Source organism: Rufibacter sp. JT3400010 (assembly GCF_054956755.1).
This window is the reverse complement of the sequence record NZ_JBUDXA010000008.1, coordinates 52,756-74,107: the sequence shown is the minus strand read 5'-3', so window position 1 is coordinate 74,107 and position 21,352 is coordinate 52,756. Positions and strand designations below refer to the sequence as shown.

The following is a 21,352-nucleotide window of genomic DNA, read 5'->3' as shown; positions in this document are numbered from 1 at the left end:
AGTGCTACTGCTTTAATCTAAAACAAAGAAAGCCCCTCCAGAAAGGAGAGGCTTTGAAAGTATAGTAGACGGCTAGTGGTTAATTGTTACCTGACTTTTCTACTGCTTTTGCCGCTTTTTTCGCTTGTTTATCAGCGTTGGCTCTGTTTCTCTGGGCTTTTGCCTCCATTCTGGAAGCTTGTTTGGCCTCTCTGGCGGCATCTGAAGCTTCATCTTCTATTCTGTTGGCTTCTTTGGCATTTGCCTTAGCTACTTTTGCATCAGCTTGGGCAGATTTCTTTTGCTGAGCCAGGTCATTCAGGCGCTTCTTGTCTCCCATGGCCTTGTCCTTCACAGAGTCTTGCTCCATTTTCTGTTCCTGCTCATTTTGAGTGCTTTGGGCAAAAGCCTGGGTCGTGAAAAAAGTAATCACGCCGGTTAATAAAGTAAATAATAAGGTCTTGGTTTTCATATGTTTATATACGCAGGAACCGGCCAAACAACTGAATATAGTAATATATAAATCGCATTATCTATGTAAGAGTGTATGCAGAGCGATTGGATGAGAAAACAAACCTTTATTCCTCCTTTGTTTTACTGTATATTTTGTTCCAAAGATGTGGCTCTCTGTTATGCGGAAAGCCACATCTTTGTTAGCTTGTTCCTCCTATGTAAAACCCTTGTACCACTTATGAAGGATCGTTTTTGGTTTAATGAAGAAGAGTATGATTTCTGGCCGCTGTATGAGACAATTAAAAAGTATTATCCTCTAGGAGTAAACTGTACGGAGGAAGAGGTTGATTACAAGGATGAGAGCCCGGAAACTTTGTTGAGACATGAAATCATTCACGAAAGCGTTTATACGCGCAGTCATTATTCGAAAAAATGGGGAGAATTTAAAAAGTACCTGAAGAAAGAAGTCAGCAAAAAAATTAAGACCAGCCATTATCTTCCCTATCCTTGTTTTGAAGGTAGTCTGGTAATTAATCAGAAAGGGAGCGTAGACTTTAAATGGATCAAAGAGCTGCATTTCTCCATTTGTTTGTTAGGGCCTTTTTACACCATTTATGGCTTAGATACAACAGAAGTAGTACTGGAGCGGGAAAGAATTTTTAGTGAAGATCAGGAGCTTAATTGGCATAATTATTCCCGTACTCAAACCATAACTGTATCTCCCTCTTTTGAATACAAGGAAGTCTTTCTGCTACTTAAACAAAAGATTGGCGATTGGTTTGAAGGGTACAAGTTTGTTCCTCATCGCATCAACCTAATGAAAATTGAAGGCCTAGATGTGGAGGTGTCTCAAAAAAATGAATGTCTAAGAGGCACTGTGCATAGTGCCTTGTTTAATACTTGGATAGAAATGGATGCTCCTACCAGGGGAAATGATACATACGGATATCAGGAGTGGCGGAAGGTGGTAAAACCAACAGAGGAGAATATTGAAAATTTACAGCGGCTGGAAGTTTCTAAATCAAAATGCAGGGCGCAGGCAGGCCTGACTCGTGTTTCGTTATACAAGCTATGGAAATTCAAAGAGCTCACTAAATTACCTTCCATTAGTGAGGCGCTGATTTCTTTTCCTACGTTTACCTTGTTAGACTTTACAGACCCTGAACTGCTTTTGCTTCTTACAGATGAAAATGAAATACCTCAGGCAATCAAGTATGAAGTAGTGGATAATGAAATCATCCTGTCCTCAGTGAATCATTTCAAGTTTAAAGTTTCTTTGTTATCAGAAAGTGAGTTAAGGTTGATTGTGCATCTTGATTTGGAAGCTGGTGAAAAGAAAATAACGGGTGATCTGGCAGAGCTTGTATATAACGTCTTTTGAATTCCTCTACCAGATGTAGTAGAAACAGGAAGTATCTCTTCCGTTTTCAGAAAAACACCCCAAAAAACAACTTACCGTCAAACCATCTTCGTAGTAGGGACAGCTTCCACTTATTCCCTAACAACTAAAAACCAACAACTATCCCGTGCCTTTCATCCAGCTAAAATCCTCCAAACTGCATTACCGCGTAATGGGCAACGGACCCAGAGCGCTGCTGGCGTTTCATGGGTATGGGCAGGAAGGGCATTACTATGACACCATGGCGCGCACGTTGCAGCCAGATTACACGGTGTTTTCCATTGACCTTTTCTTCCATGGGCAAAGCACGTTGAGCAAGGCAGACCAGCCGCTTTCCAAGAAGAAGCTACAGGCGTTTATTCAAGCATTGCTGGAAAAGGAGCAGATTGCAAGATTCTCGGTGATGGCGTTCAGCATGGGCGGGAAGTTCGCGCTAACGGTGCTGGAGAAGTTTCATGACCAAATGGAGGAATTGTACCTGATTGCCCCAGACGGTATCAAGACGCATTTGTTGTACAGCATTGCCACGTACCCGGGCTGGCTGCAAGGCATGTTCAAACGCATTGTGCTGCGGCCAACCCGGTTTTTCAAGACGTTGAGCTGGCTGGAACGGAAACGCTGGGTGAACTCGGGGCTGGTGAAGTTTGCGCATTGGCAGATGGATTCCCCCCAGAAGCGTCTGCGCGTGTACCGCAGCTGGACGGGCTTCAGCAATCTGGTTTTTGATACCCGCAAAATTGTCCGGCTCTTAAACCAGAGCAACATTGAGGTGAATGTATTTTTAGGCAAGTACGACCAGATTATCTCTCAGAACCGGTTACAGGTGTTTCTGAATGCCTTAAAACGAAAGAATCTGGTGGTTTTGCAGACGGGCCATACCAATTTGCTCTACACGGTGGCCACGTGGCTACGCAATCACCGCACCAAGGCAGCCAAGTAAGTTTCTTTGCGTATACGCCTCAGGAGGAGAATTCCTTTTTTACCTTATTTTTGCCAAAGTAGCCCGAAACGGAAATGACAGCTCAGTTTCGCCTCTACACCATACCGTACAATCTAAAACTATGAAACTTCCTTTACAGTTAAAACTAGGTGCCAGCATGCTGGTGCTTCTGGGCCAACTGGCCTGTTCCTCTAATTCGGGCAAGCCCGATGCGAACGAAGAGGGTGAAAGAACCTCCACCGCTGCGCAGGACACTGCCTCTGAGAACGTCACCGAGCAACCCGCCACCGATGCCAACCTGGCTAAAATCTCCCTGCCAGATGGTTTTCAGATCAGTTACTTCGCCCAAAACGTGGTGAATGCCCGTTCCATGGCCTTAGGGCCAGACGGCACGCTCTACGTGGGTTCCCGCGACAAAGGCAACGTCTATGCCTTGCCAGACAGAAACAAAGACGGCAAAGCCGATGAGGTGATTACCATTGCCAGTGGCCTGAAAATGCCCAACGGCGTAGCCCTGCGCAACGGCGCGCTGTACGTGGCCGAGATCAGTCGCATTACCCGCTATGACAACATTGCCCAGAACCTTAAGAACCCGCCTAAACCCGCGGTGGTGTATGACAAATTTCCCACAGAGGAGCACCACGGCTGGAAATACATCGCCTTCGGGCCAGATGACAAGTTGTACGTGCCGGTGGGCGCGCCCTGCAACATCTGCCTAAGTAAAGAGCCCGTGTACGCCGCCATCAACCGCATGAACCCAGACGGCACCGGCCTGGAGGTGTTCGCCCATGGCGTGCGCAACACCGTTGGTTTTGACTGGCACCCTACCACCAAAGAACTGTGGTTTACAGACAACGGCCGCGACCTCATGGGCGACAACATGCCGCCAGATGAACTGAACCGCGCCCCAAAAAAGGGCATGCATTTCGGGTATCCGTTCTGCCACGCCGGCGAAACCCTGGACCCTGAGTTCGGGAAAGGCAAAGACTGCGCAGACTACACTCCGCCGGTACAGAAATTGAATCCACATGGCGGCACGCTGGGCATGGAGTTCTACACCGGCACCATGTTCCCCGACACCTATAAAAACCAGATCTTCATTGCCGAACACGGCTCCTGGAACCGTACCGAGAAGATTGGTTACCGCCTAAGCCTCTACCGCACCGATGCCCAGGGCAAAGGCAGCTTTGTGCCGTTTGCGGCGGGCTGGTTGCAGGACGGCAAAGAATGGGGCCGGCCAGTAGACGTGGAGGTGATGCCAGACGGTTCCCTGCTGGTGTCTGATGATATGAATGATGCCATTTACCGCATCACCTACACCGGCAATAAATAATTTTTTTGATAGCGGTGTAGAGACGCAGTACTGCCATTCTGTTTCTGGCTTATTTTCTACAAATTGGATTAGAAACAGCACAATGCATTTCCGGTATGAACTAAAGGCAGATGGAGCAACGGAATTTACTTTCAGTGGGGTTCGCTATCTTAGTGATAGCAGTGGGCATGTTATTCTTTATAGAAAAGAACAACGACCATGTAGAATGCCAGACCATCACTAAAACTACTACAGATGCCCACGGGATGAAGATGGTAGAAGAGGAACATCTATGTCTGGAGCGGTTTTCTATTTGACCGTGCCTTTCACTTATGCGTATGAATTAACTGTAATGGGTCTGCTTTTCAGAAAACAGGCCCATTACAGCTTCTGATAGTTCTTGATTTCTGTAGCATGAAGGATGACAAACCTATTAAAGGGATCATAGGCCGGCGGGAGATGGTAGATTTTCCTGAACTGGAATTGTATGAAATAGAAGCCAAAGTTGATACCGGCGCGTATACGTCTTCTATTCACTGCGACAATATCTGTGAGGTGGACTTGCCAGACGGGCAGCGGGCCATTCATTTTGAGTTGCTGCATGACAACCACCCCGCGTACAACCACAAGGCCTTTGAGTTTACCAATTTTGATTTGCGGACTGTAAAAAGTTCGTTTGGCGATGTGCAGGAACGCTACGTCATCCGTACTAAGATCATGATCTATGGGCAGGAGATAGAGACTGAGTTCTCCCTCTCAGACCGCAGTGATTTAAAGTATCCGGTTCTGCTGGGGCGCACACTGCTCCGAAAACGGTTCATTGTGGATGTTTCCAAAAAGTACCTGTCGCTTAAGGCCAAGAAAAAGACCAAGAAAAAAAGTACCAAACCCAAGAACCCTCCTGTATGAAAATTGCGATCCTCTCGCGAGACCCTAAGTTATATTCTACCCGCCGTTTAGTGGAAGCCGCCCAGCAACGGGGCCATGAGGTGGTGGTGCTGGACCATTTGCGCTGTGACCTGGTCATGGAGAAAGGCGACCCGCACATTCTCTACAAAGGCGAGTTACTCTCGGGCATAGACGCCATTATTCCTAGAATTGGGGCTTCGGTTACGTTTTACGGCACGGCGGTGGTGCGGCAGTTTGAGATGATGAAAGTGAAAAGTGTGGTGGCCTCCCAATCCATTGTGCGCTCCAGAGACAAACTCCGCAGTCTGCAGATTATGGCTCGGGCCGGTCTGGGTATGCCCAAAACTGCCTTCACCAACTACTCCAAGAAAGTAAAGGAACTCATTGCCGAAGTAGGCGGTGCACCCCTGGTGATTAAGTTACTGGAAGGCACCCAAGGTTTGGGCGTAGTCTTAGCCGAAACCCAAAAAGCCGCCGAATCGGTGATTGAGGCGTTCTACAACCTCAAAGCCCGCATCATTGTGCAGGAGTACGTAGCCGAAAGCAAAGGCGCTGACATACGGGTGTTTGTGGTAAACGGCGAAGTAGTTGGTGCCATGAAGCGGCAAGGCAAAGAGGGCGAGTTTAGGTCTAACCTGCACCGAGGCGGTAGCGCCAGCCTTATCAAACTCACCCGCGCCGAGAAAGCTGCCGCACTCATGGCTGCTAAGTCTTTAGGTCTGGACGTGGCCGGCGTAGACATGCTTCAATCTAAACGCGGACCGCTCATTCTGGAGGTGAATTCCTCGCCAGGGCTGGAAGGTATTGAAAAAGCCACGCAACAAGACATAGCGGGTAAAATCATGGAATACACAGAATTACTGGTAGCCAAAGGAAAGAAGAAAAAGTCTAAACCAACCAGTTCCCCAGATGGCGGAGATGACCATCAATAACATTGAGATAAATCCCGGTGACGACCTCCTCATCCGGCTGAACATCTCCAAGCTGCCCAGCGGGACCCAAATTGATATTCCCATCCATGTCTTCCGGGCCATGGAGCCGGGACCGGTGCTGCTATTGATGGCGGGCATGCACGGCGATGAGGTAAACGGCATTGAAACCATCCGGCGCATGATTCGGCGCCGGATGTTGCAGCCTTTGCGGGGAACCGTCTTGGCAGTTCCTATTCTCAACATCTACGGCTTCCTGAACTTCTCCCGCGAGGTACCAGATGGCAAAGACGTGAACCGGAGTTTCCCCGGCAGTCCCAACGGCTCCCTGGCCAGCCGGGTAGCCGCCCGGTTTACCCAGGAGGTGTTGCCTTTGATTGACTATGGCCTTGACTTCCACACCGGCGGAGCCAGCCGCTCCAATTTTCCTCAGATCAGGTGCGAGCTGGACAATGAGCAAAGTGCGGCTATGGCCGAGGCCTTCGGGGCACCATTCATCTTAAATTCCAAACTGAGACCAGGTTCGCTGCGTGAAGAAGCTTCCAAAATGGGCAAGTCCATTCTGGTGTATGAGGCCGGAGAATCGTTGCGGTTTGACGAAAACAGCATCAATACGGCCATAGAAGGAGCTATGCGCGTCATGCACCATCTGGGTATGACCGACAATTCTGTTCCCATGTCGCAGCCGCCGGTTGTCTGCAAGAAAACCACCTGGATACGCGCTCGCCGCGCCGGTTTGTTCCGAAGCTTCGTGAAAAACGGTCAAGCCATTAATAGGGGCCAGCAAGTGGGCACCGTGGCAGATCCCTTCGGCTATGCCAGCCATCCCATCACCTCCCCGGTGAGCGGTTATGTAATTGGCCTGAACCACATGCCCGTGGTAAACCAAGGCGATGCCATTCTAAATATTGGGATGATCTAGTTCTGGGATAGTTCTGCAAAAATTGATGAGAAACTAAAAAAAAACCTCGCTCGCCTCTGGCGAGTGTGAGCTACCTGCGAACTCTGGCCGCTTATCTTCTTGTTTTGATAAACGTTCACAAAGCGGCCAGAGGCCGCAGGTAACCCACACTCGCCAGAGGCGAGCGAGTGGATCTACTTTTAGGACTAATTTAATTTTGGAAAGCGTAGGGGTAAACCTGATATTGCCTGTCATTACCTACATAGTAGGTAAACCCTGCGGGTAGTATTTCATTTATCTCAACTCATTTCTGAATGTCTTTTCGTTTTAAGGCGGCTGGCAGACGTGGCCTGCGGCACCTGGTAGGCCTGGCTTTGCTCCTGCTTCCTCTCACCGCCCTCGGGCAGAAATTCACCATCAGCGGCTATGTGCGCGATGCCGAGACCGGCGAAAACCTGATCGGCGTAGCCATTCTTAACTCGGTTACGGGGCAGGGCACCGCCACCAACGCCTACGGTTTCTACAGCCTCACGCTGCCCAAAGACTCGGTGAAGTTGGTGGTGTCTTACGTGGGCTATGAGCGCCGCCAGTTTTCTGCCTATCTAGACAAAGACTTGAGTCAAAACCTGCTGCTTACGCCATTTGCCACCGCTCTGCGCGAAGTGGAGATTGTGAATACCCGCGAGGAAGACGTGCGCGAAAGTACCCGCATGAGCACCATCAACATGAGTGTGAGTCAGATAAAATCAGTTCCTGCGCTGTTTGGCGAAGTAGATGTGCTCAAGACGCTTCAGTTGCTGCCGGGTGTGCAGAGTGGTGGCGAGGGGACCAGCGGCCTGTACGTGCGTGGCGGCGGGCCAGACCAAAATCTGATTTTGTTGGACGGCGTGCCAGTGTACAATGCTTCGCATTTGTTCGGGTTTTTCTCCGTGTTTACCGCCGAGGCGCTCAATAACGTGGAACTGGTGAAAGGCGGCTTTCCGGCGCGGTACGGCGGCCGGCTGTCCTCGGTGCTGGACATTTCCATGAAGGAAGGCAATATGCATGAGGTGGACGGTGAGGGCTCCATTGGGTTAATTGCTTCGCGCCTCACCGTAGGCGGACCCCTCAAGAAAGACGTGGCTTCCTTTATTTTCTCGGGCCGCCGCACCTACATTGACGTACTGGCCCGGCCTTTCATGAACAAGGAAGACGGCGTAGGCGGTTATTATTTTTATGACCTCAACGGCAAGCTGAACTGGAAAGTAAGTGACAAAGACCGCCTCTACCTGAGTGCCTACACCGGTTATGATGAATTCTACGCCACCATGGAGAGCGCAGACAATGGTCAGTCAGAAAGCAAGGCCGGGTTGGGTTGGGGCAATTTGACCTCGGCCTTCCGCTGGAACCGCATCATCAATCAACGGCTTTTCCTAAACTCGCACCTCACCTACACCAAGTACCAATTTGACATAAGCAGCGAGGAAGAATCTAAATACCAGGGCCAAAGCTATGACTACAGACTCAAGTACCTCTCTAATATCAGGGACCTGAGCGCCAAAATGGATTTCGATTACATCCCAAATCCGGACCATTACATCCGGTTCGGGACACAATACGTGCACCACCAGTTTCAGCCGGGTGCCTTGCAGGTGAGGAGTAATGATGATGGCGATGCTGAAGACCTGGAAGTGAACACCAGGAAAACCAACGCACAGGAGGTAGGCGTATACCTGGAAGATGACTTGCGCCTTTCTGAACGCTTGAAAGTGAACGTAGGCGTACGGGCCAACGGCTTTCTGGTGAACAAGGCAACGTATTCATCCATTGAGCCACGCGCCTCCGTCAGGTTCATCGCCACCGAGAAGCTGAGCCTGAAAGCGTCTTACGCCCACATGACCCAGTTCATTCACCTGCTCACCAACAGCGGCATCGGCTTGCCCACGGATTTATGGGTACCTTCTACCGAGAAGATAAAGCCGCAGCGCTCGCGCCAGGTAGCATTGGGTGCCACCCGCACCATTGCCGGAGACAAGATGGAAATCAGCCTGGAAGGGTATTACAAGACCATGAACAACCTCATTGAATACAAAGAGGGCGCGTCTTTCATTGGTATTTCCAGCAGTTGGGACACCAAAGTGACCACTGGCAAAGGCTGGGCGTACGGCATGGAACTGTTTCTGCACAAGAAAACGGGCCGCACCAACGGCTGGATTGGCTACACCTTGGCCTGGTCTAACCGCCAGTTCCCCGAGCTGAACCGGGGCGAGAAGTTCCCGTACCGCTATGACCGCCGCCATGACTTTGAGGTAGTGGTGATCCATCAGCTGAAACCCAATCTGTCCTTGTCTGCCACGTGGGTGTACGGTACCGGCAACTCCGTGACCTTGCCCGAAGCCCGCTATGTGCTGGGTGAGGCCTGGGAGGGAGGCTACGGCGGAACTGCCACTTATAACGACTATGGTTCCCGTAACGGCTACCGCATGGCCGCCTATCACCGCGCCGACATCAGCCTGAGCCATACTAAAAAGAAAAGCTGGGGCGAGGTAGTCAACAACATCAGTTTCTACAATGCTTACAACCGCAAGAACCCTTACTTTATCTATGTGCAGTCGGCTAGAAACGAAGATGAATCGGCTACCTTCCGGCAGATCAGCCTGTTCCCCATTTTACCTTCCATCAGCAAAACCTTTAAGTTCTAGCAGCGCATGTTCACCTCTGTTTTAACCCTGTTTTCTGTAAATCAACGTAAAAGAGCCCGTTTGCTGGTTGGAGCAGCGTTGGCGTTGGCGCTGTCTGGCTGTGAGAAGGAAGTAGAGATTGAAGTTCCTCCGCATATTCCGCGCTTGGCGGTTCAGTACAACCTCAACACCGACAACCCTAAGCAGAACATGTACATCGGGCGCAGCCAGTCTGTGCTGGCCGGCGATGACCTTTGGCGCAACGGTATGGTCAAAGATGCGGCTATCACCCTCAAAGACGGCAACGGTACTACGCGCCAAAGTTTTGCATTTGTGCCCCTGGAATATAACCCAGAGCAAGGCAGCTACAAACCTTCCAATGAGTTTACGCCAGTACCCGGCCAGCAATACACGCTTACGGTAAGTGCCCCCAACTTTGAAACCATAGAAGGCAAACTGACCATGCCCGCCCCTGTGCCCGTAGCCTCGGCTACCTTCCAACCCGATGCGAAGAACGGTCAATTTAATTTATCAGGCATCTTGCGGGTCCAGTTCCAAGACATTGCCGGCCAACAGAACTACTACCGTCTGTACGTGCAATTAAAGGATGAGCAGGACCGGCCCGTGGGCAACTTTTACTCCACCAATGAAAATGATGATATTTTTGGCGAAGAGATAGAGGAAATTGAACTATACAACGTCTTTGACGATGGCTGGGCCAAGCAAGGCGTCATTACCTATTCCAATAGAGTAGGAGCCTATACTGGAGGCGGCGCGCCCCCTAAGTACTTGGAAGTAACCCTGCAGCATCTCACCCAGGACCTGTACCTCTACGAGCGTTCCAAAGGCAACTACGAAGAAGACAATCCCTTCGCCGAACCGCTAAACCTGCACAGCAACATCCGGAACGGCTACGGCAACTTTGGTGGTATCACCACTACCAAATTCCGGATTAACTTATAGAGGCCTTCCGTTTCATACTTAAAACAAACGAACCATCTGCGTAGTAGATGGCTCGTTTGTTTTAAGACCTTTTCCCAGAAAATAGGGCGAAAGAATTGGACGTACTCGCTCGCCTCTGGCGAGTGTGAGCTACCTGCGGCCTCTGGCCGTTTCTCTGCTCCTTTTGAACAAACAACCTCAAAGCGGCGGGACGCCGCAGGTAGCTCACACTCGCCAGAGGCGAGCGAGGGAAATTACTTTTTTAGGACTTATTGGTTGTTTCAAGGCAGTTTACCAAAAGCAAGGCTAAAACAGCTTTAGAAAATAGCCCTTGCCACCGCTTGGGTAGCATCAGACTTACTCATGGTATAGAAGTGCAGACACGGCACCCCAAACGCCATCAATTCTTTGCACTGCTGGATGGTCCATTCAACGCCTACTTGTTTCACGTCTTTAGCAGTTTGGCAGGCTTCCACCGCAGTCACTAAATCTTCTGGCAAATCTATGTTGAAGTAGCGCGGCAGCACGTTCAGTTGGTTTTTGGTGGTCAACGTTTTCAGGCCCGGAATGATAGGCACGTTAATTCCCGCGGCCCGGCACGCATTCACAAAATCAAAGAACCTTTTGTTGTCGAAGAACATCTGCGTGATGATGTAATTCGCGCCCAGATCTACCTTCTGCTTCAGGTATTTTAGGTCGGTAGAAAGGTTAGGGGCCTCCATGTGTTTCTCCGGATAACCGGCCACCCCGATGCAGAAATCGGTAGGCACGGGGTTGGCCATGTCCTCATCCAGGTACACGCCGTGATTCAGTTGCACTACCTGCTTGATTAAGTCAGAGGCGTAGGAATGTCCGTTCTTGTGCGGACGGAAACCAGGTTCTGTTTTCACGGCATCGCCGCGCAGCAACAACACGTTGTCAATGCCCAGGAAGTTGAGGTCCATCAAGGCATTCTCGGTTTCCTCTTTGCTGAAGCCCCCGCAGATGATGTGTGGCACCGCATCTACGTGGTACTTGTTCATGATCGCTGAACAAATGCCCACCGTGCCCGGCCGCTTTCTGATGGTGATTTTCTCCAATAACCCGTTCTCCCGCTCCTTGAACACGTATTCCTCGCGGTGGTAGGTAACGTTGATGAACGGCGGTTTGAACTCCATCAACGGGTCAATGCCTTCGTAAATGGATTGGATGCTGGTACCTTTTACCGGCGGCAGAATCTCAAATGAGAAAAGGGTGTTGGTAGCGTTCTGTAAATGCTCAGTAACTTTCATTGAAGTTATATATGTCTCAGGCGTAAGCCTTTATTTCTTGTTAATCCCGTTCCCTTTTGTTTAGCGAGGGTGAGTGTTCTTGAGGCGTTCGCCTCGTGGTTGTTTATCTTTTACTTTCTTCTCTTACCTTCCTCTTTATTACTTTTCCTACCCCATTTTGTCATCTTGGAAAGATCTTGTGGGCGAACGGCCATGAGGCTTCTTCAACGCTTTTCTAGTTCGCCCACAAGTTCCTTTCAGGATGGCAAAATGGGGAAGTGAGTTATTGGCGGAGAACGAGCTAACGGGTAATTAGCAAGGTTTCCATCCAATGCAGATCCCGTCCTAAGTAAGGTTCTCTAAACTTGTTGTTTAGGGACTGTTTTCATCAAACCAGCCCCTAAACAGAAATTAGTAGTTCAAGTTTGGTGATAACCAACGCTCGGTCTCCTCCACGCTCATGCCTTTGCGTTGCGCGTAATCCGTTACCTGGTCTTTTTCAATCTTGCCAAGTCCGAAGTAACGTGATTGCTTGTGCGCGAAGTACATGCCAGAAACCGCTGCGGTGGGGTACATGGCTAGGCTCTCGGTTAAGGTGATGCCGGTGTTCTTCTCCACCTCTAACAATTGGAACAGCGTAGTTTTCTCGGTGTGGTCTGGGCAAGCCGGATACCCCGGTGCCGGACGGATGCCTTGGTATTTCTCCTTAATCAGGTCCTCGTTCGTGAGGCTTTCTTCTGGTTCGTAGGCCCAGATTTCCTTCCGCACGATCTCGTGCAGCTTCTCGGCAAATGCTTCGGCTAGACGGTCAGCTAGGGCTTTGGCCATGATGCTGTGGTAATCGTCGTGGTCTGCTTCAAACTGCTGCACCAGTTCATCCAAGCCAATCCCAGCCGTTACTGCGAAACCTCCAGTATAATCTGCTAGGCCGGTTTCCTTTGGCGCTACAAAGTCAGCCAATGCGATGTTTGGCACGTTTGGTCCTTTCTGGCCTTGTTGGCGTAGCGTACGGAAGTGGGTGAGAATTTCAGTACGTTGTTCATCGGTGTAGATTTCCACGTCATCGTCGCCTACAGAGTTAGCCGGGAACAAGCCTGCTACACCGTTAGCGGTTAGTAGTTTCTCGTCTACAATCCGCTTGAGTAGAACTTGGGCGTCGGCGTACAGCTTGGTGGCAGCTTCGCCTACTACCGCGTCTTCCAGCAGTTTCGGGAATTTGCCGTGTAGCTCCCACGCCTGGAAGAACGGAGTCCAGTCAATGTACGGCACCAATTCCTCCAGCGGGAAGTTCTGGAATACTTGCACACCTGTTTTGGCTGGAGCGTACACGTCTTCGGCTTTCCATTCAATGGGCAATTTGTTCGCACGCGCTTGGGTCAACGGCAGGTATTTCTTGTCCTTTTGACGGCTCAGGTACCCTTCGCGCATCTCATCATACTCTTTCCTGATGTCTACCGCAAACTGTTCTTTGTTATCAGGGCTCAGCAAATTACCAACTACCGGCACACTGCGCGAGGCATCTAACACGTGTACCACGGTGCCATTATAGGCTGGTGCTACTTTCACCGCAGTATGCGCGCGGGAAGTAGTGGCACCGCCAATTAGCAGCGGAATGTTGAAGTTCTGACGCTCCATTTCACGTGCCACATGCACCATCTCGTCCAGTGACGGGGTAATCAAACCACTAAGGCCAATCACGTCCACGTTGTGCTCACGGGCGGCATCCAGAATCTTATCGGCAGGCGTCATTACCCCCAAGTCAATCACTTCATAGTTGTTGCAGGCCAACACTACGCCCACAATGTTTTTCCCGATGTCGTGTACGTCGCCTTTCACCGTCGCCATCAGGATTTTGCCGTTGGTTTGGCGGGTGGAGGTGTCTCCGGAAGCTGCGGCGCGTACTTTTTCTTCCTCGATGTAAGGTAGTAAATACGCCACGGCTTTCTTCATCACGCGGGCGCTTTTCACCACCTGCGGCAAAAACATCTTGCCATCACCGAACAAGTCACCCACCACGTTCATGCCGTCCATGAGCGGACCTTCAATCACTTCTAGCGGTTTCTGGTACAAGTGACGAGCTTCTTCCACGTCCTGGTCAATGTACTCTACCAGTCCTTTCACCAAAGCGTGCGTTAAACGCTTCTGCACCGGCTCATTGCGCCATGCTTCGTCACGCACTACCTCTTTGCCTTTGTTTTTCACCGTTTCGGCGAACTCCACTAGGCGCTCGGTGGCATCTGAGCGGCGGTTCAGCAATACGTCTTCCACGCGCTCCAGCAGGTCTTTCGGGATTTCCTCGTAGACTTCCAGCATACCGGCATTCACGATGCCCATGTCCAGACCGGCTTTGATGGCGTGGTACAGGAACACAGAATGCATGGCCTCGCGCACGGGGTCATTGCCTCTAAAAGAGAAGGAGATGTTACTCACGCCACCGCTTACTTTGGCGCCTGGCAGGTTTTGTTTAATCCAGCGGGTGGCATTGATGAAGTCTACGGCGTAGTTGTTGTGCTCCTCCATGCCCGTGGCAACGGTCAGGATGTTCGGGTCGAAGATGATGTCCTCGGCGGGGAAGCCCACTTCTTTGGTCAGGATGTTATAGGCACGTTCACAGATCTGAATGCGGCGTTCGTAATTATCGGCCTGGCCTTCTTCGTCAAACGCCATTACCACTACAGCGGCTCCGTAGCTGCGCACTTTGCGGGCGCGCTCTTTGAACGCCTCTTCGCCCTCTTTGAGCGAGATGGAGTTTACGATGGCTTTTCCCTGCACGCACTTCAATCCGGCCTCAATCACGCTCCACTTAGAGGAGTCAATCATGATGGGCACGCGGGCGATGTCTGGTTCAGAAGCAATCAAATTCAGGAACAAGGTCATAGCGGCCTCAGAGTCCAGCATGCCTTCGTCCATGTTCACGTCAATAATCTGGGCACCGTTCTCCACCTGCTGACGGGCAATGGCCAAAGCTTCCTCGTACTGCTCATTTAGAATAAGACGCTTGAATTGCTTGGAGCCGGTGATGTTGGTGCGCTCGCCAATGTTGATAAAGTTAGAGCCTTCAAACACGGTAAGCGGCTCCAAACCGGAGTAGGTAGGCACAGCCGGCAGTTGCGGCAACGGACGAGGTGGGTACTGGGCAGCAATCTCAGCGATGACCTTGATGTGCGGCGGGGTGGTACCGCAGCATCCACCCACAATGTTCACGAAGTTGTTGTCTAAAAAGTCCTTGATGTGCTGACCCATCTGCTCCGGCGTCTCGTCATACGCTCCGAAGGCGTTGGGAAGACCGGCATTGGGATAGGCACTGATATGAAATTTAGACGCTTTGCTCAGAGACTGTAAATGAGGACGCAGCTGCTTGGCACCCAAAGCGCAGTTAAAGCCCACGCTCAACAACGGCATGTGCGATACCGAGTACAAAAACGCCTCAACGGTTTGGCCAGACAAAGTCCGACCGCTGGCATCGGTAATAGTACCAGACACCATCAACGGCAGGCGCTTGCCGGTTTGCTGGCTGTATTGGTCAATGGCGAATAGAGCCGCCTTCGCATTGAGGGTGTCAAAAATGGTTTCTACCAAGAGCAAATCCACGCCGCCGTCAACCAAACCTCTCACTTGCTCAGTGTAGGCTTCTACCAGCTCGTCATAGGTAATGGCGCGGTAACCGGGGTTGTTCACATCTGGGGAAAGAGAAGCGGTACGGTTAGTTGGTCCTATGGCACCGGCCACAAAGCGCGGTTTCTCAGGGGTTCTGGCAGTCCACTCATCAGCGGCTTCGCGGGCGATGCGGGCAGACTCGTAGTTCAGTTCGTACACCAGGTCCTGCATGTCGTAGTCGGCCATGGCGATGGAGGTGCCGCTGAAAGTGTTGGTTTCGGCTATATCGGCGCCAGCTTCAAAGTAGAGACTGTGGATTTCTTTGATGATGTGGGGTTGGGTGATAGAGAGCAAGTCGTTGTTGCCCTTCACATCCAGGTGATAGTCTTTGAAACGTTCGCCGCGGTAATCTTCCTCTTGGAGGTTGTACCGTTGAATCATGGTACCCATGGCACCGTCTAAAACTAATATGCGTTTCTTTACTTCTTCCTCTATTGGAGTCATCTTCTTGTGCAAACCTAAAGGGTTAGTTGCGGCTCAAGAAAGGGCAGGAGGAAGCGTGCAGGGTAGGGTAAGGCAAGGCCTGCACTCATCTCCCCATCGGCCGGAAGGGCGTCAGGTAGGAAGTAGCACCCAACTGAATTGGGTTGCTAAGACATCATAGGGCCTAATCCCTCCGTCTTTCTTGATAAGCATCTGCAAAGGTACGGGCTGCAGTTGGATTCTGCAAATGTGGCAATGAGTGGTTGAATGATTGAGGGAAGGAGAGAATGGGAGGATGTTCTGTTTTGGTAAAATGACGCAAAGAACAGGGATGACCTCATGTAGCGACGTTACACTGTAACGTCGTGGTGCTACGCAGCAAAGATGTTTTTAGAAACAAAGGCTTTTCTGTTGGAATCGCTTCAAATCAGGTTCTGTTCTGGAATAGCCCTTTCTGTTTCATGAAAACACAGCGTTACAGAGTAACTGAATATATACCGCAGGTTTGAGCGAAGCGGTAACTTGTGGTGTGCTTTGAGGCCAGTTTGCAACTGGCGGACTGTTATAGATACTATTGCACAGCGCCAGTTACAAACTGGCTGTTGATATTCCTCCAAGTTACCGCTTCGCTCAAACTTGAAGGATGAAAAATGTCTGATAAAAGTGGTTCATGCCTGATTGTCTTTGCCTCAGTTTTTCAAAAACAAACTTGAAACAGAATTGCCTAAATAGAAAAAGCCTGCACGAGGCAGGCTTTTCAAGTAGGTTCGGGGAAGCATTAGAATGTGTAGCGGACGGTCAGAGCTCCGTCGCCATACAAGAAAAGACCGTCTCGGTTGATGTCGAAAAATGGCTTAAAATCGATACCCACTGAAATCGGAATTTCCGTAATCTGATATTCCAAACCTACAATACCGTCTACTCCCAACGTGGCGAGAGTTCTATTGTAAGAGCCTGCATAGTGTTTGTTGGAGGGCTCATGGTAGTACCTTCCGCGGAAGACGCCAATATGCGCGCCAGCTCCGTAAAACCACTGCAGGCCCTGTATGCCAAAGGCCGAGGCGTGTTGCTCCACTAAACCGGTTAGCTGAAAACCTCTTCGGCCGAAACCAGTTCCCAGAATTCCTTCTATGGCGAGGTCATCTCTGAAGAAATACTTTCCGGAGATACCAGCGTTGTAACCTCCCACCCGCAGACCGAGGCCCACGGTCTGAGCCTTGGCGCTTTCCAGGTTGGCGAAGGAGAGCAACAGTAATGCCAGCCCAAAAATAAGATGTTTGTTTTTCATAGTAAAAAGATTCTTCACAAAAGACAGCGCAACAGGGTTTGTCTTCTTAGAACTTCTCAGCCCCTGTGAATATTTTACCTGTGGATAAAAACCAGTAAAATGCTTTTCTGGCCCGCAAGTTAGCTCTTTTTGTAGGATTGCAGGTACGCCTCGCGGGAGGTACGCTGCCCAATGAGCCGGAAGAAGCTGATCTGGTGGTCCGTATCTTTTTTGAGACCTCGGGCAAACGGGTCTTTTTTCTGGCCGTGCTCCTCAAAATCGCGCACGTATTGCTCCCTGATAAGGTCTGCGGCGGGCAGAAGCTCGGCGGTTTTGATTTGTACCAGCCCCGTCTTTTCCCAGAGTTTGCGCCACCAGGCCACCGAGTGGATGTAGTACCAGTAGGCCTGAAAATCTTCGCGCAGAAACTCGGGTACCTGGTCAATGGTCTCAATCTCGTCTTTGAAACACACGTCCACAATGCCAATGTACCCGTCAGATTTGAGGAAACGGCAGATATAGGGCAGGTACTTGTCATCGGTTCCGAAGTACGTGTACGAGTCAATGACCAGCACCACATCAAAGAACTCCTCGGGGAAGGGCAACGAACGGGCATCCAACTGAAGCGGGAACACGTGGTTCTCCAGATTCTCTTCCTGCACCCGTTTGTAGTTCGCTGAGGCGGAGATGGCTTCGTCCACGGCCCACACCTGTACGTCAAACTCCTTGGCCAGAAAGATAGAACTGGCAGCTTTCCCGCAGCCTAAATCCAGCACGCGCATCCCTTTCTTGAAGGGAATAAGCGAGGTGATGCTTTCCAGATTGAAGAGCACATTCTCGCCCATGGAATGCTCGCGCACCCACGTGGGGTCATATTGGGTACTGCGCGGAAAATGGTGTTGTATCTGGTGTTGGGCCGAGTCCATGGTTTGGGGTGGTTTTGCAAACAGTACGCGGGAAACGGACGGAAGTTGACCCATGTAGCGTCGTTACACCGTAACGACGGGGTTCTACGAAGCAGAAATGCCACCACTAACAAAGAACCGTTCCTTGCAATACTATGCCCTGGATGAGGGGCTGTTCTTCTGTTGCAGGGAGACAAGTCGTTACGGTGTAACGACGCTACAGTTCAAATAATTAAGCGTACTGCTGCATTTGCTCAGAGGGGTGGACTAGTACACCGCCGCCGTCTTGCTTGGCTGCTTCCAGCATAGCCTTGGCTACGCTCTTGGCCGGAATACCTTTGTATTTGCGCAAGGGACCGTTAAACAGGAAGCTCGCTCCTTTCATGAATACTTCGGCGGCTTTCTCGCCAAATCGTACTTCCTGGCGTTCGCCCAGCAGCAAAGATGGTTGGAAGATATGCACGGCGGTGAACGGCAGTTTTTTCACGTCTCGCTCCATTTCGCCTTTCACCTGATTGTAGAAAATACGGGAATCAGCATCGGCGCCCAAGGCCGAAACCACCAGAAATTGGGAAGCGAAATGGGTGGAGGTGATTTTGGCCAGGTTCACCACGTAGGTGTAATCTACCTTCCGGAAGTTTTCTTTGGAACCGGCTTTCTTGATGGTGGTGCCCAGGCAGCAGTACACGTCATCGGCGATGAGGCTGTGGCGGTGTTTTTCCAGGTTGTCAAAATCTACGATGATCTGCTGCAGTTTGGGATGGTTGATGTCCAGTCTTTTGCGGCCTACTGCAATTACTTTGCTGTACCGGGGGCTTTGCAGCAGCAGTTGTAGGCAGTGACTGCCTACCAGTCCGCTGGCACCGGCAATAAGAGCAGCTTTGGGAGAGACCATGGTTAAGATCTTGTGTTAAGGGCGCGTTTGAGCACCTGGTAGTCCAGGTAATATAGAATCTTAACGGAGAAGCTGTTCAATTGTTTGGCTTGCAGCGTATTGCCCAGGTTCAGGAAATAGTCGGTGCGCTGGGACAAGGCGCTGTCATAAATGGCATTTTTCCAGACCACGCTCACCTCACTGCCCGGCGCGAAACGCCAGCTGTACACCAGGTCAATGTTGAAGGCGTTGAAGTTGCGCGGCTGGGCAGACGGAGTAAGAGGCCTATACCCCAGAACCGATCCGTTTCCGTCTTCCTGCAAGAGCAGGTATTGGTTAAAAGTGGCATTGGACCAGTAATGGCGCATGTTCAGGTTAAGCGCGGTGCGGGCGTTAAAAATGTAGGTGCCCGTTAAGGTGTTGTTCACGGTGCGTACTTCTCTTCGGCCAAAGAAAATACTGTCCTGAAGGCCATTTCCGGCAAAGCCGAAATCCCGTGGTGCGTGGTTGTAGTTAAGACCGTAAACCAATTGCAGGTGATCGTTGACCCGTACCCTTGGGCTTACGCCAATCCATTTGTCAAACTGGTCATATTCCGGTGCTAGGTAAAACCCGAAGTTCACGTCCAGGGCCAGTTTCTTGCGGTAGTCGCTGGAAATGTAGCTGCTTACTTCCCAACCGGCGGGTTTACGCCATTTTCTATCGGGTACGCCGTTTTTGTAAGAACGAGGCTCAAAATAGTCATAGCCATCTTTGGGCAGCCACGCAATATTAGACCCGAAGGAGAGGAATTTCTTGGTGGTGGCATTGGTCTCCAGAAAATACACCAACTGGGTAAACACCGACGGCTTGTACAACATGCGGTGCTGCACGCCCAGGGCGTTGTAGAGGTTGTTCAGTTTCCAGAAAGGCTTGTAAATGTTATAGGCAATGTGCGCCTGCGTCTCACGGGAGTTGTTGTTGTCCAGGTAGCCCAGGTCATTGATGTCATAGGTGTGGCTTTCGGCGGTGTGCCGTACGTTGAACTGAAAATTGCCGCTGGTTTTCCCAAAACTGGCCGAATACATGTGGCCCAATTCCACCTTGGCAGTTCCTGGCTGTAGTTCGCCTTTGTTGTAGCGTTGGCTCAGGTTACCAGTCAGGTTGAGGGTGTAGGAGTTCTTCTTGTTCGTGAGTTTGCTCATGAGACCCGTCACGTTGGCATTGTAGAAACCGGCCCCTCGGGTTACATTGGTGTTGGTGAAGGTGACAAACGAGCTGTTAGGCAAACTCTGGTCCAGCACCAGAACATTATAATTGGTCACCGGGTCGGTCAATACCCTGAACTCTTCGTTGGTGAGGCCACTTTTAAGGGTGGCGTAAGAGTTTCTAGTCACTGCGTTGAACAAGCCAATCCCCAGACCTTTGTTGGTTCTACCAGATAATTTGGTGGCGTTGACCAAGCTGGTTTTCTCTGGATTTTCCAAAATCAACGCATCTTCGCCGTACCGCTCTTTGTCATAGGTGTAGTTGTAGTAGTTGAGCGGCTGCGCCCCGATGCGACGCGAATAGAAAAGCCCTGCCTTGTTGAAAAGCTCGGTGCCCTCCGTGAAAAATTGCCTGTTTTCGTCAAAACGCACCTCAAACGGCGACAGGTTGAGTACCTGCGCATCTGACTGCGTCTGCCCAAAATCCGGCACCAAAGTCATGTCCAGGGTGAAGGCGTCGTTGATGCCGTACTTGATGTCCATGCCGCCGTTCACGGTGGTTTTCAGGTCTTTCTTGCCGGGCTGGTCCTGCGGGTAATGGTCGGCGTAGCCGGAAAGGTACGGCATGAGGGACAAACGCAAGGGAGCCTGCAGGCCGGTGATGCCGTGCACCTCGCCAAACTGATTCACGAACCCCTGAATGGAGTTGTCCACGAAGTTCCAGAATGAGTCTTCCCGAAACCGCCGGGTAGAGCGCCAGAAGTTAATGCCCCACGTCTGCACGTCTTTCTTCGGGAACCGGATGGCCGAATACGGGATTCTGAGCTCCACGCTCCAGCCCTGCGGATTTCTGGCGACGGCACTTTGCCAGACGGCATCCCAGGAGGTCTGGTTTCCGTTGCTGGTGGCTTTAAAGTCCGTCTGTACGCCAGCGGTAGATACCTCAAACCCGAAGGCGTTCTGCTTGTCCAGGTACGTGTCAAAGTACACCCCAAACATATCGGCGTTTACCTGCCCCCCGTCACGCTGACTGAGCTGGGATAAGATAGAATCCGGGGCAGTGTCAAACAGCAGGGCACCCACGTACACGGCCTCATCGTCATACAACAGGCGTACCTCGGTGTGCTGGCGGGCCGGTGACCCATTGGCGGGGGTGGTTTGGGTAAAGTCAGTGGCGGCGGGTACCTGCTTCCAGATTTCCTCGTCTAGGATGCCGTCTAACTTAGGGGGTGTGGTGGTACGTACTGCGGTAATCTGCTTGGTGACTTTAGGCGCTTGGGCATAGCTGAGGAAGGTACTGCCCAGGCAAAGCAAAAGCAGACAGACGTATTTCATAGAGCAAAGGGCGGCAATTAGTGGAGAGAC

General features: G+C 51.0%; 16 protein-coding genes and 1 riboswitch. Of the genes, 9 read left to right on the top strand and 7 right to left on the bottom strand.

Going from position 1 to position 21,352, the window contains the following annotated elements:
- Positions 1-79 precede the first annotated feature (79 nt).
- Complete coding sequence (locus tag ACY0JR_RS10230) at positions 80-451, bottom strand: hypothetical protein (protein WP_462633957.1); 372 nt, start codon at positions 449-451, stop codon at positions 80-82.
- Between the two features lie 219 nt (positions 452-670).
- Here ACY0JR_RS10230 and ACY0JR_RS10225 point away from each other — a divergent pair, with 219 nt between their 5' ends.
- The 9 genes from ACY0JR_RS10225 (at position 671) to ACY0JR_RS10185 (ending at position 10,445) form a co-directional block, all read left to right on the top strand.
- Positions 671-1,813 (top strand): hypothetical protein, encoded by a 1,143-nt coding sequence (locus tag ACY0JR_RS10225; protein WP_462633955.1) that lies wholly within the window; start codon positions 671-673, stop codon positions 1,811-1,813.
- 145 nt (positions 1,814-1,958) lie between these two features.
- Positions 1,959-2,771 (top strand): alpha/beta hydrolase, encoded by an 813-nt coding sequence (locus ACY0JR_RS10220; RefSeq protein WP_462633954.1) that lies wholly within the window; start codon positions 1,959-1,961, stop codon positions 2,769-2,771.
- A gap of 121 nt (positions 2,772-2,892) precedes the next feature.
- Positions 2,893-4,104, top strand: a complete 1,212-nt coding sequence (locus ACY0JR_RS10215; protein ID WP_462633953.1) for a PQQ-dependent sugar dehydrogenase — start codon at positions 2,893-2,895, stop codon at positions 4,102-4,104.
- 110 nt (positions 4,105-4,214) lie between these two features.
- The gene (locus tag ACY0JR_RS10210) at positions 4,215-4,400 is read left to right on the top strand and encodes a hypothetical protein (RefSeq protein ID WP_462633952.1); all 186 of its coding nucleotides are present in this window, start codon (positions 4,215-4,217) and stop codon (positions 4,398-4,400) included.
- A 97-nt stretch (positions 4,401-4,497) separates the two neighbouring features.
- Positions 4,498-4,992, top strand: coding sequence for an ATP-dependent zinc protease family protein (locus tag ACY0JR_RS10205; protein WP_462633951.1), 495 nt, complete (start codon positions 4,498-4,500; stop codon positions 4,990-4,992).
- On the top strand, positions 4,989-5,924 hold the full coding sequence (gene rimK, locus ACY0JR_RS10200; RefSeq protein ID WP_462633950.1) for a 30S ribosomal protein S6--L-glutamate ligase: 936 nt from the start codon (positions 4,989-4,991) through the stop codon (positions 5,922-5,924). Before ACY0JR_RS10205 ends, rimK begins: the two co-directional genes overlap by 4 nt.
- Positions 5,902-6,843: a succinylglutamate desuccinylase/aspartoacylase family protein gene (locus ACY0JR_RS10195; RefSeq protein ID WP_462633949.1), complete on the top strand. Its 942-nt coding sequence runs from the start codon at positions 5,902-5,904 to the stop codon at positions 6,841-6,843. Before rimK ends, ACY0JR_RS10195 begins: the two co-directional genes overlap by 23 nt.
- Positions 6,844-7,136: 293 nt before the next feature.
- Complete coding sequence (locus tag ACY0JR_RS10190) at positions 7,137-9,503, top strand: TonB-dependent receptor (RefSeq protein WP_462633948.1); 2,367 nt, start codon at positions 7,137-7,139, stop codon at positions 9,501-9,503.
- Positions 9,504-9,509: 6 nt separating this feature from the next.
- Positions 9,510-10,445, top strand: coding sequence for a DUF4249 domain-containing protein (locus tag ACY0JR_RS10185; RefSeq protein ID WP_462633947.1), 936 nt, complete (start codon positions 9,510-9,512; stop codon positions 10,443-10,445).
- A gap of 296 nt (positions 10,446-10,741) precedes the next feature.
- On the opposite strand, the gene metF is transcribed toward ACY0JR_RS10185, so the two are convergent.
- The 6 genes from metF to ACY0JR_RS10155 all read right to left on the bottom strand — a co-directional run bounded on the left by metF (position 10,742) and on the right by ACY0JR_RS10155 (position 21,322).
- Positions 10,742-11,695 (bottom strand): methylenetetrahydrofolate reductase [NAD(P)H], encoded by a 954-nt coding sequence (metF, locus tag ACY0JR_RS10180; RefSeq protein WP_462633946.1) that lies wholly within the window; start codon positions 11,693-11,695, stop codon positions 10,742-10,744.
- Between the two features lie 390 nt (positions 11,696-12,085).
- The gene (gene metH, locus ACY0JR_RS10175; RefSeq protein WP_462633945.1) at positions 12,086-15,775 is read right to left on the bottom strand and encodes a methionine synthase; all 3,690 of its coding nucleotides are present in this window, start codon (positions 15,773-15,775) and stop codon (positions 12,086-12,088) included.
- 82 nt (positions 15,776-15,857) lie between these two features.
- Positions 15,858-15,966: riboswitch (SAM riboswitch) on the bottom strand.
- A gap of 566 nt (positions 15,967-16,532) precedes the next feature.
- A complete protein-coding gene (locus ACY0JR_RS10170; protein WP_462633944.1) occupies positions 16,533-17,042 on the bottom strand; it encodes a hypothetical protein in 510 nt (169 codons plus the stop codon).
- Positions 17,043-17,161: 119 nt separating this feature from the next.
- Positions 17,162-18,001, bottom strand: coding sequence for an SAM-dependent methyltransferase (locus tag ACY0JR_RS10165; protein ID WP_462633942.1), 840 nt, complete (start codon positions 17,999-18,001; stop codon positions 17,162-17,164).
- A 157-nt stretch (positions 18,002-18,158) separates the two neighbouring features.
- Positions 18,159-18,821 (bottom strand): oxidoreductase, encoded by a 663-nt coding sequence (locus tag ACY0JR_RS10160; RefSeq protein ID WP_462633941.1) that lies wholly within the window; start codon positions 18,819-18,821, stop codon positions 18,159-18,161.
- Between the two features lie 2 nt (positions 18,822-18,823).
- The gene (locus ACY0JR_RS10155; RefSeq protein ID WP_462633940.1) at positions 18,824-21,322 is read right to left on the bottom strand and encodes a DUF5916 domain-containing protein; all 2,499 of its coding nucleotides are present in this window, start codon (positions 21,320-21,322) and stop codon (positions 18,824-18,826) included.
- Between the last annotated feature and the right edge of the window lie 30 nt (positions 21,323-21,352).

What these genes read in the sequence shown, in the direction of transcription:
- rimK (WP_462633950.1), top strand. Translation starts at nt 4,989, where the DNA reads ATGAAAATTGCGATCCTCTCGCGAGACCCTAAGTTATATTCTACCCGC.
- metF (WP_462633946.1), bottom strand. Translation starts at nt 11,695, where the DNA reads ATGAAAGTTACTGAGCATTTACAGAACGCTACCAACACCCTTTTCTCA.
- ACY0JR_RS10185 (WP_462633947.1), top strand. Translation starts at nt 9,510, where the DNA reads ATGTTCACCTCTGTTTTAACCCTGTTTTCTGTAAATCAACGTAAAAGA.
- ACY0JR_RS10225 (WP_462633955.1), top strand. Translation starts at nt 671, where the DNA reads ATGAAGGATCGTTTTTGGTTTAATGAAGAAGAGTATGATTTCTGGCCG.
- ACY0JR_RS10165 (WP_462633942.1), bottom strand. Translation starts at nt 18,001, where the DNA reads ATGGGTCAACTTCCGTCCGTTTCCCGCGTACTGTTTGCAAAACCACCC.
- ACY0JR_RS10155 (WP_462633940.1), bottom strand. Translation starts at nt 21,322, where the DNA reads ATGAAATACGTCTGTCTGCTTTTGCTTTGCCTGGGCAGTACCTTCCTC.
- ACY0JR_RS10195 (WP_462633949.1), top strand. Translation starts at nt 5,902, where the DNA reads ATGGCGGAGATGACCATCAATAACATTGAGATAAATCCCGGTGACGAC.
- ACY0JR_RS10190 (WP_462633948.1), top strand. Translation starts at nt 7,137, where the DNA reads ATGTCTTTTCGTTTTAAGGCGGCTGGCAGACGTGGCCTGCGGCACCTG.
- metH (WP_462633945.1), bottom strand. Translation starts at nt 15,775, where the DNA reads ATGACTCCAATAGAGGAAGAAGTAAAGAAACGCATATTAGTTTTAGAC.
- ACY0JR_RS10205 (WP_462633951.1), top strand. Translation starts at nt 4,498, where the DNA reads ATGAAGGATGACAAACCTATTAAAGGGATCATAGGCCGGCGGGAGATG.
- ACY0JR_RS10170 (WP_462633944.1), bottom strand. Translation starts at nt 17,042, where the DNA reads ATGAAAAACAAACATCTTATTTTTGGGCTGGCATTACTGTTGCTCTCC.
- ACY0JR_RS10210 (WP_462633952.1), top strand. Translation starts at nt 4,215, where the DNA reads ATGGAGCAACGGAATTTACTTTCAGTGGGGTTCGCTATCTTAGTGATA.
- ACY0JR_RS10160 (WP_462633941.1), bottom strand. Translation starts at nt 18,821, where the DNA reads ATGGTCTCTCCCAAAGCTGCTCTTATTGCCGGTGCCAGCGGACTGGTA.
- ACY0JR_RS10215 (WP_462633953.1), top strand. Translation starts at nt 2,893, where the DNA reads ATGAAACTTCCTTTACAGTTAAAACTAGGTGCCAGCATGCTGGTGCTT.
- ACY0JR_RS10230 (WP_462633957.1), bottom strand. Translation starts at nt 451, where the DNA reads ATGAAAACCAAGACCTTATTATTTACTTTATTAACCGGCGTGATTACT.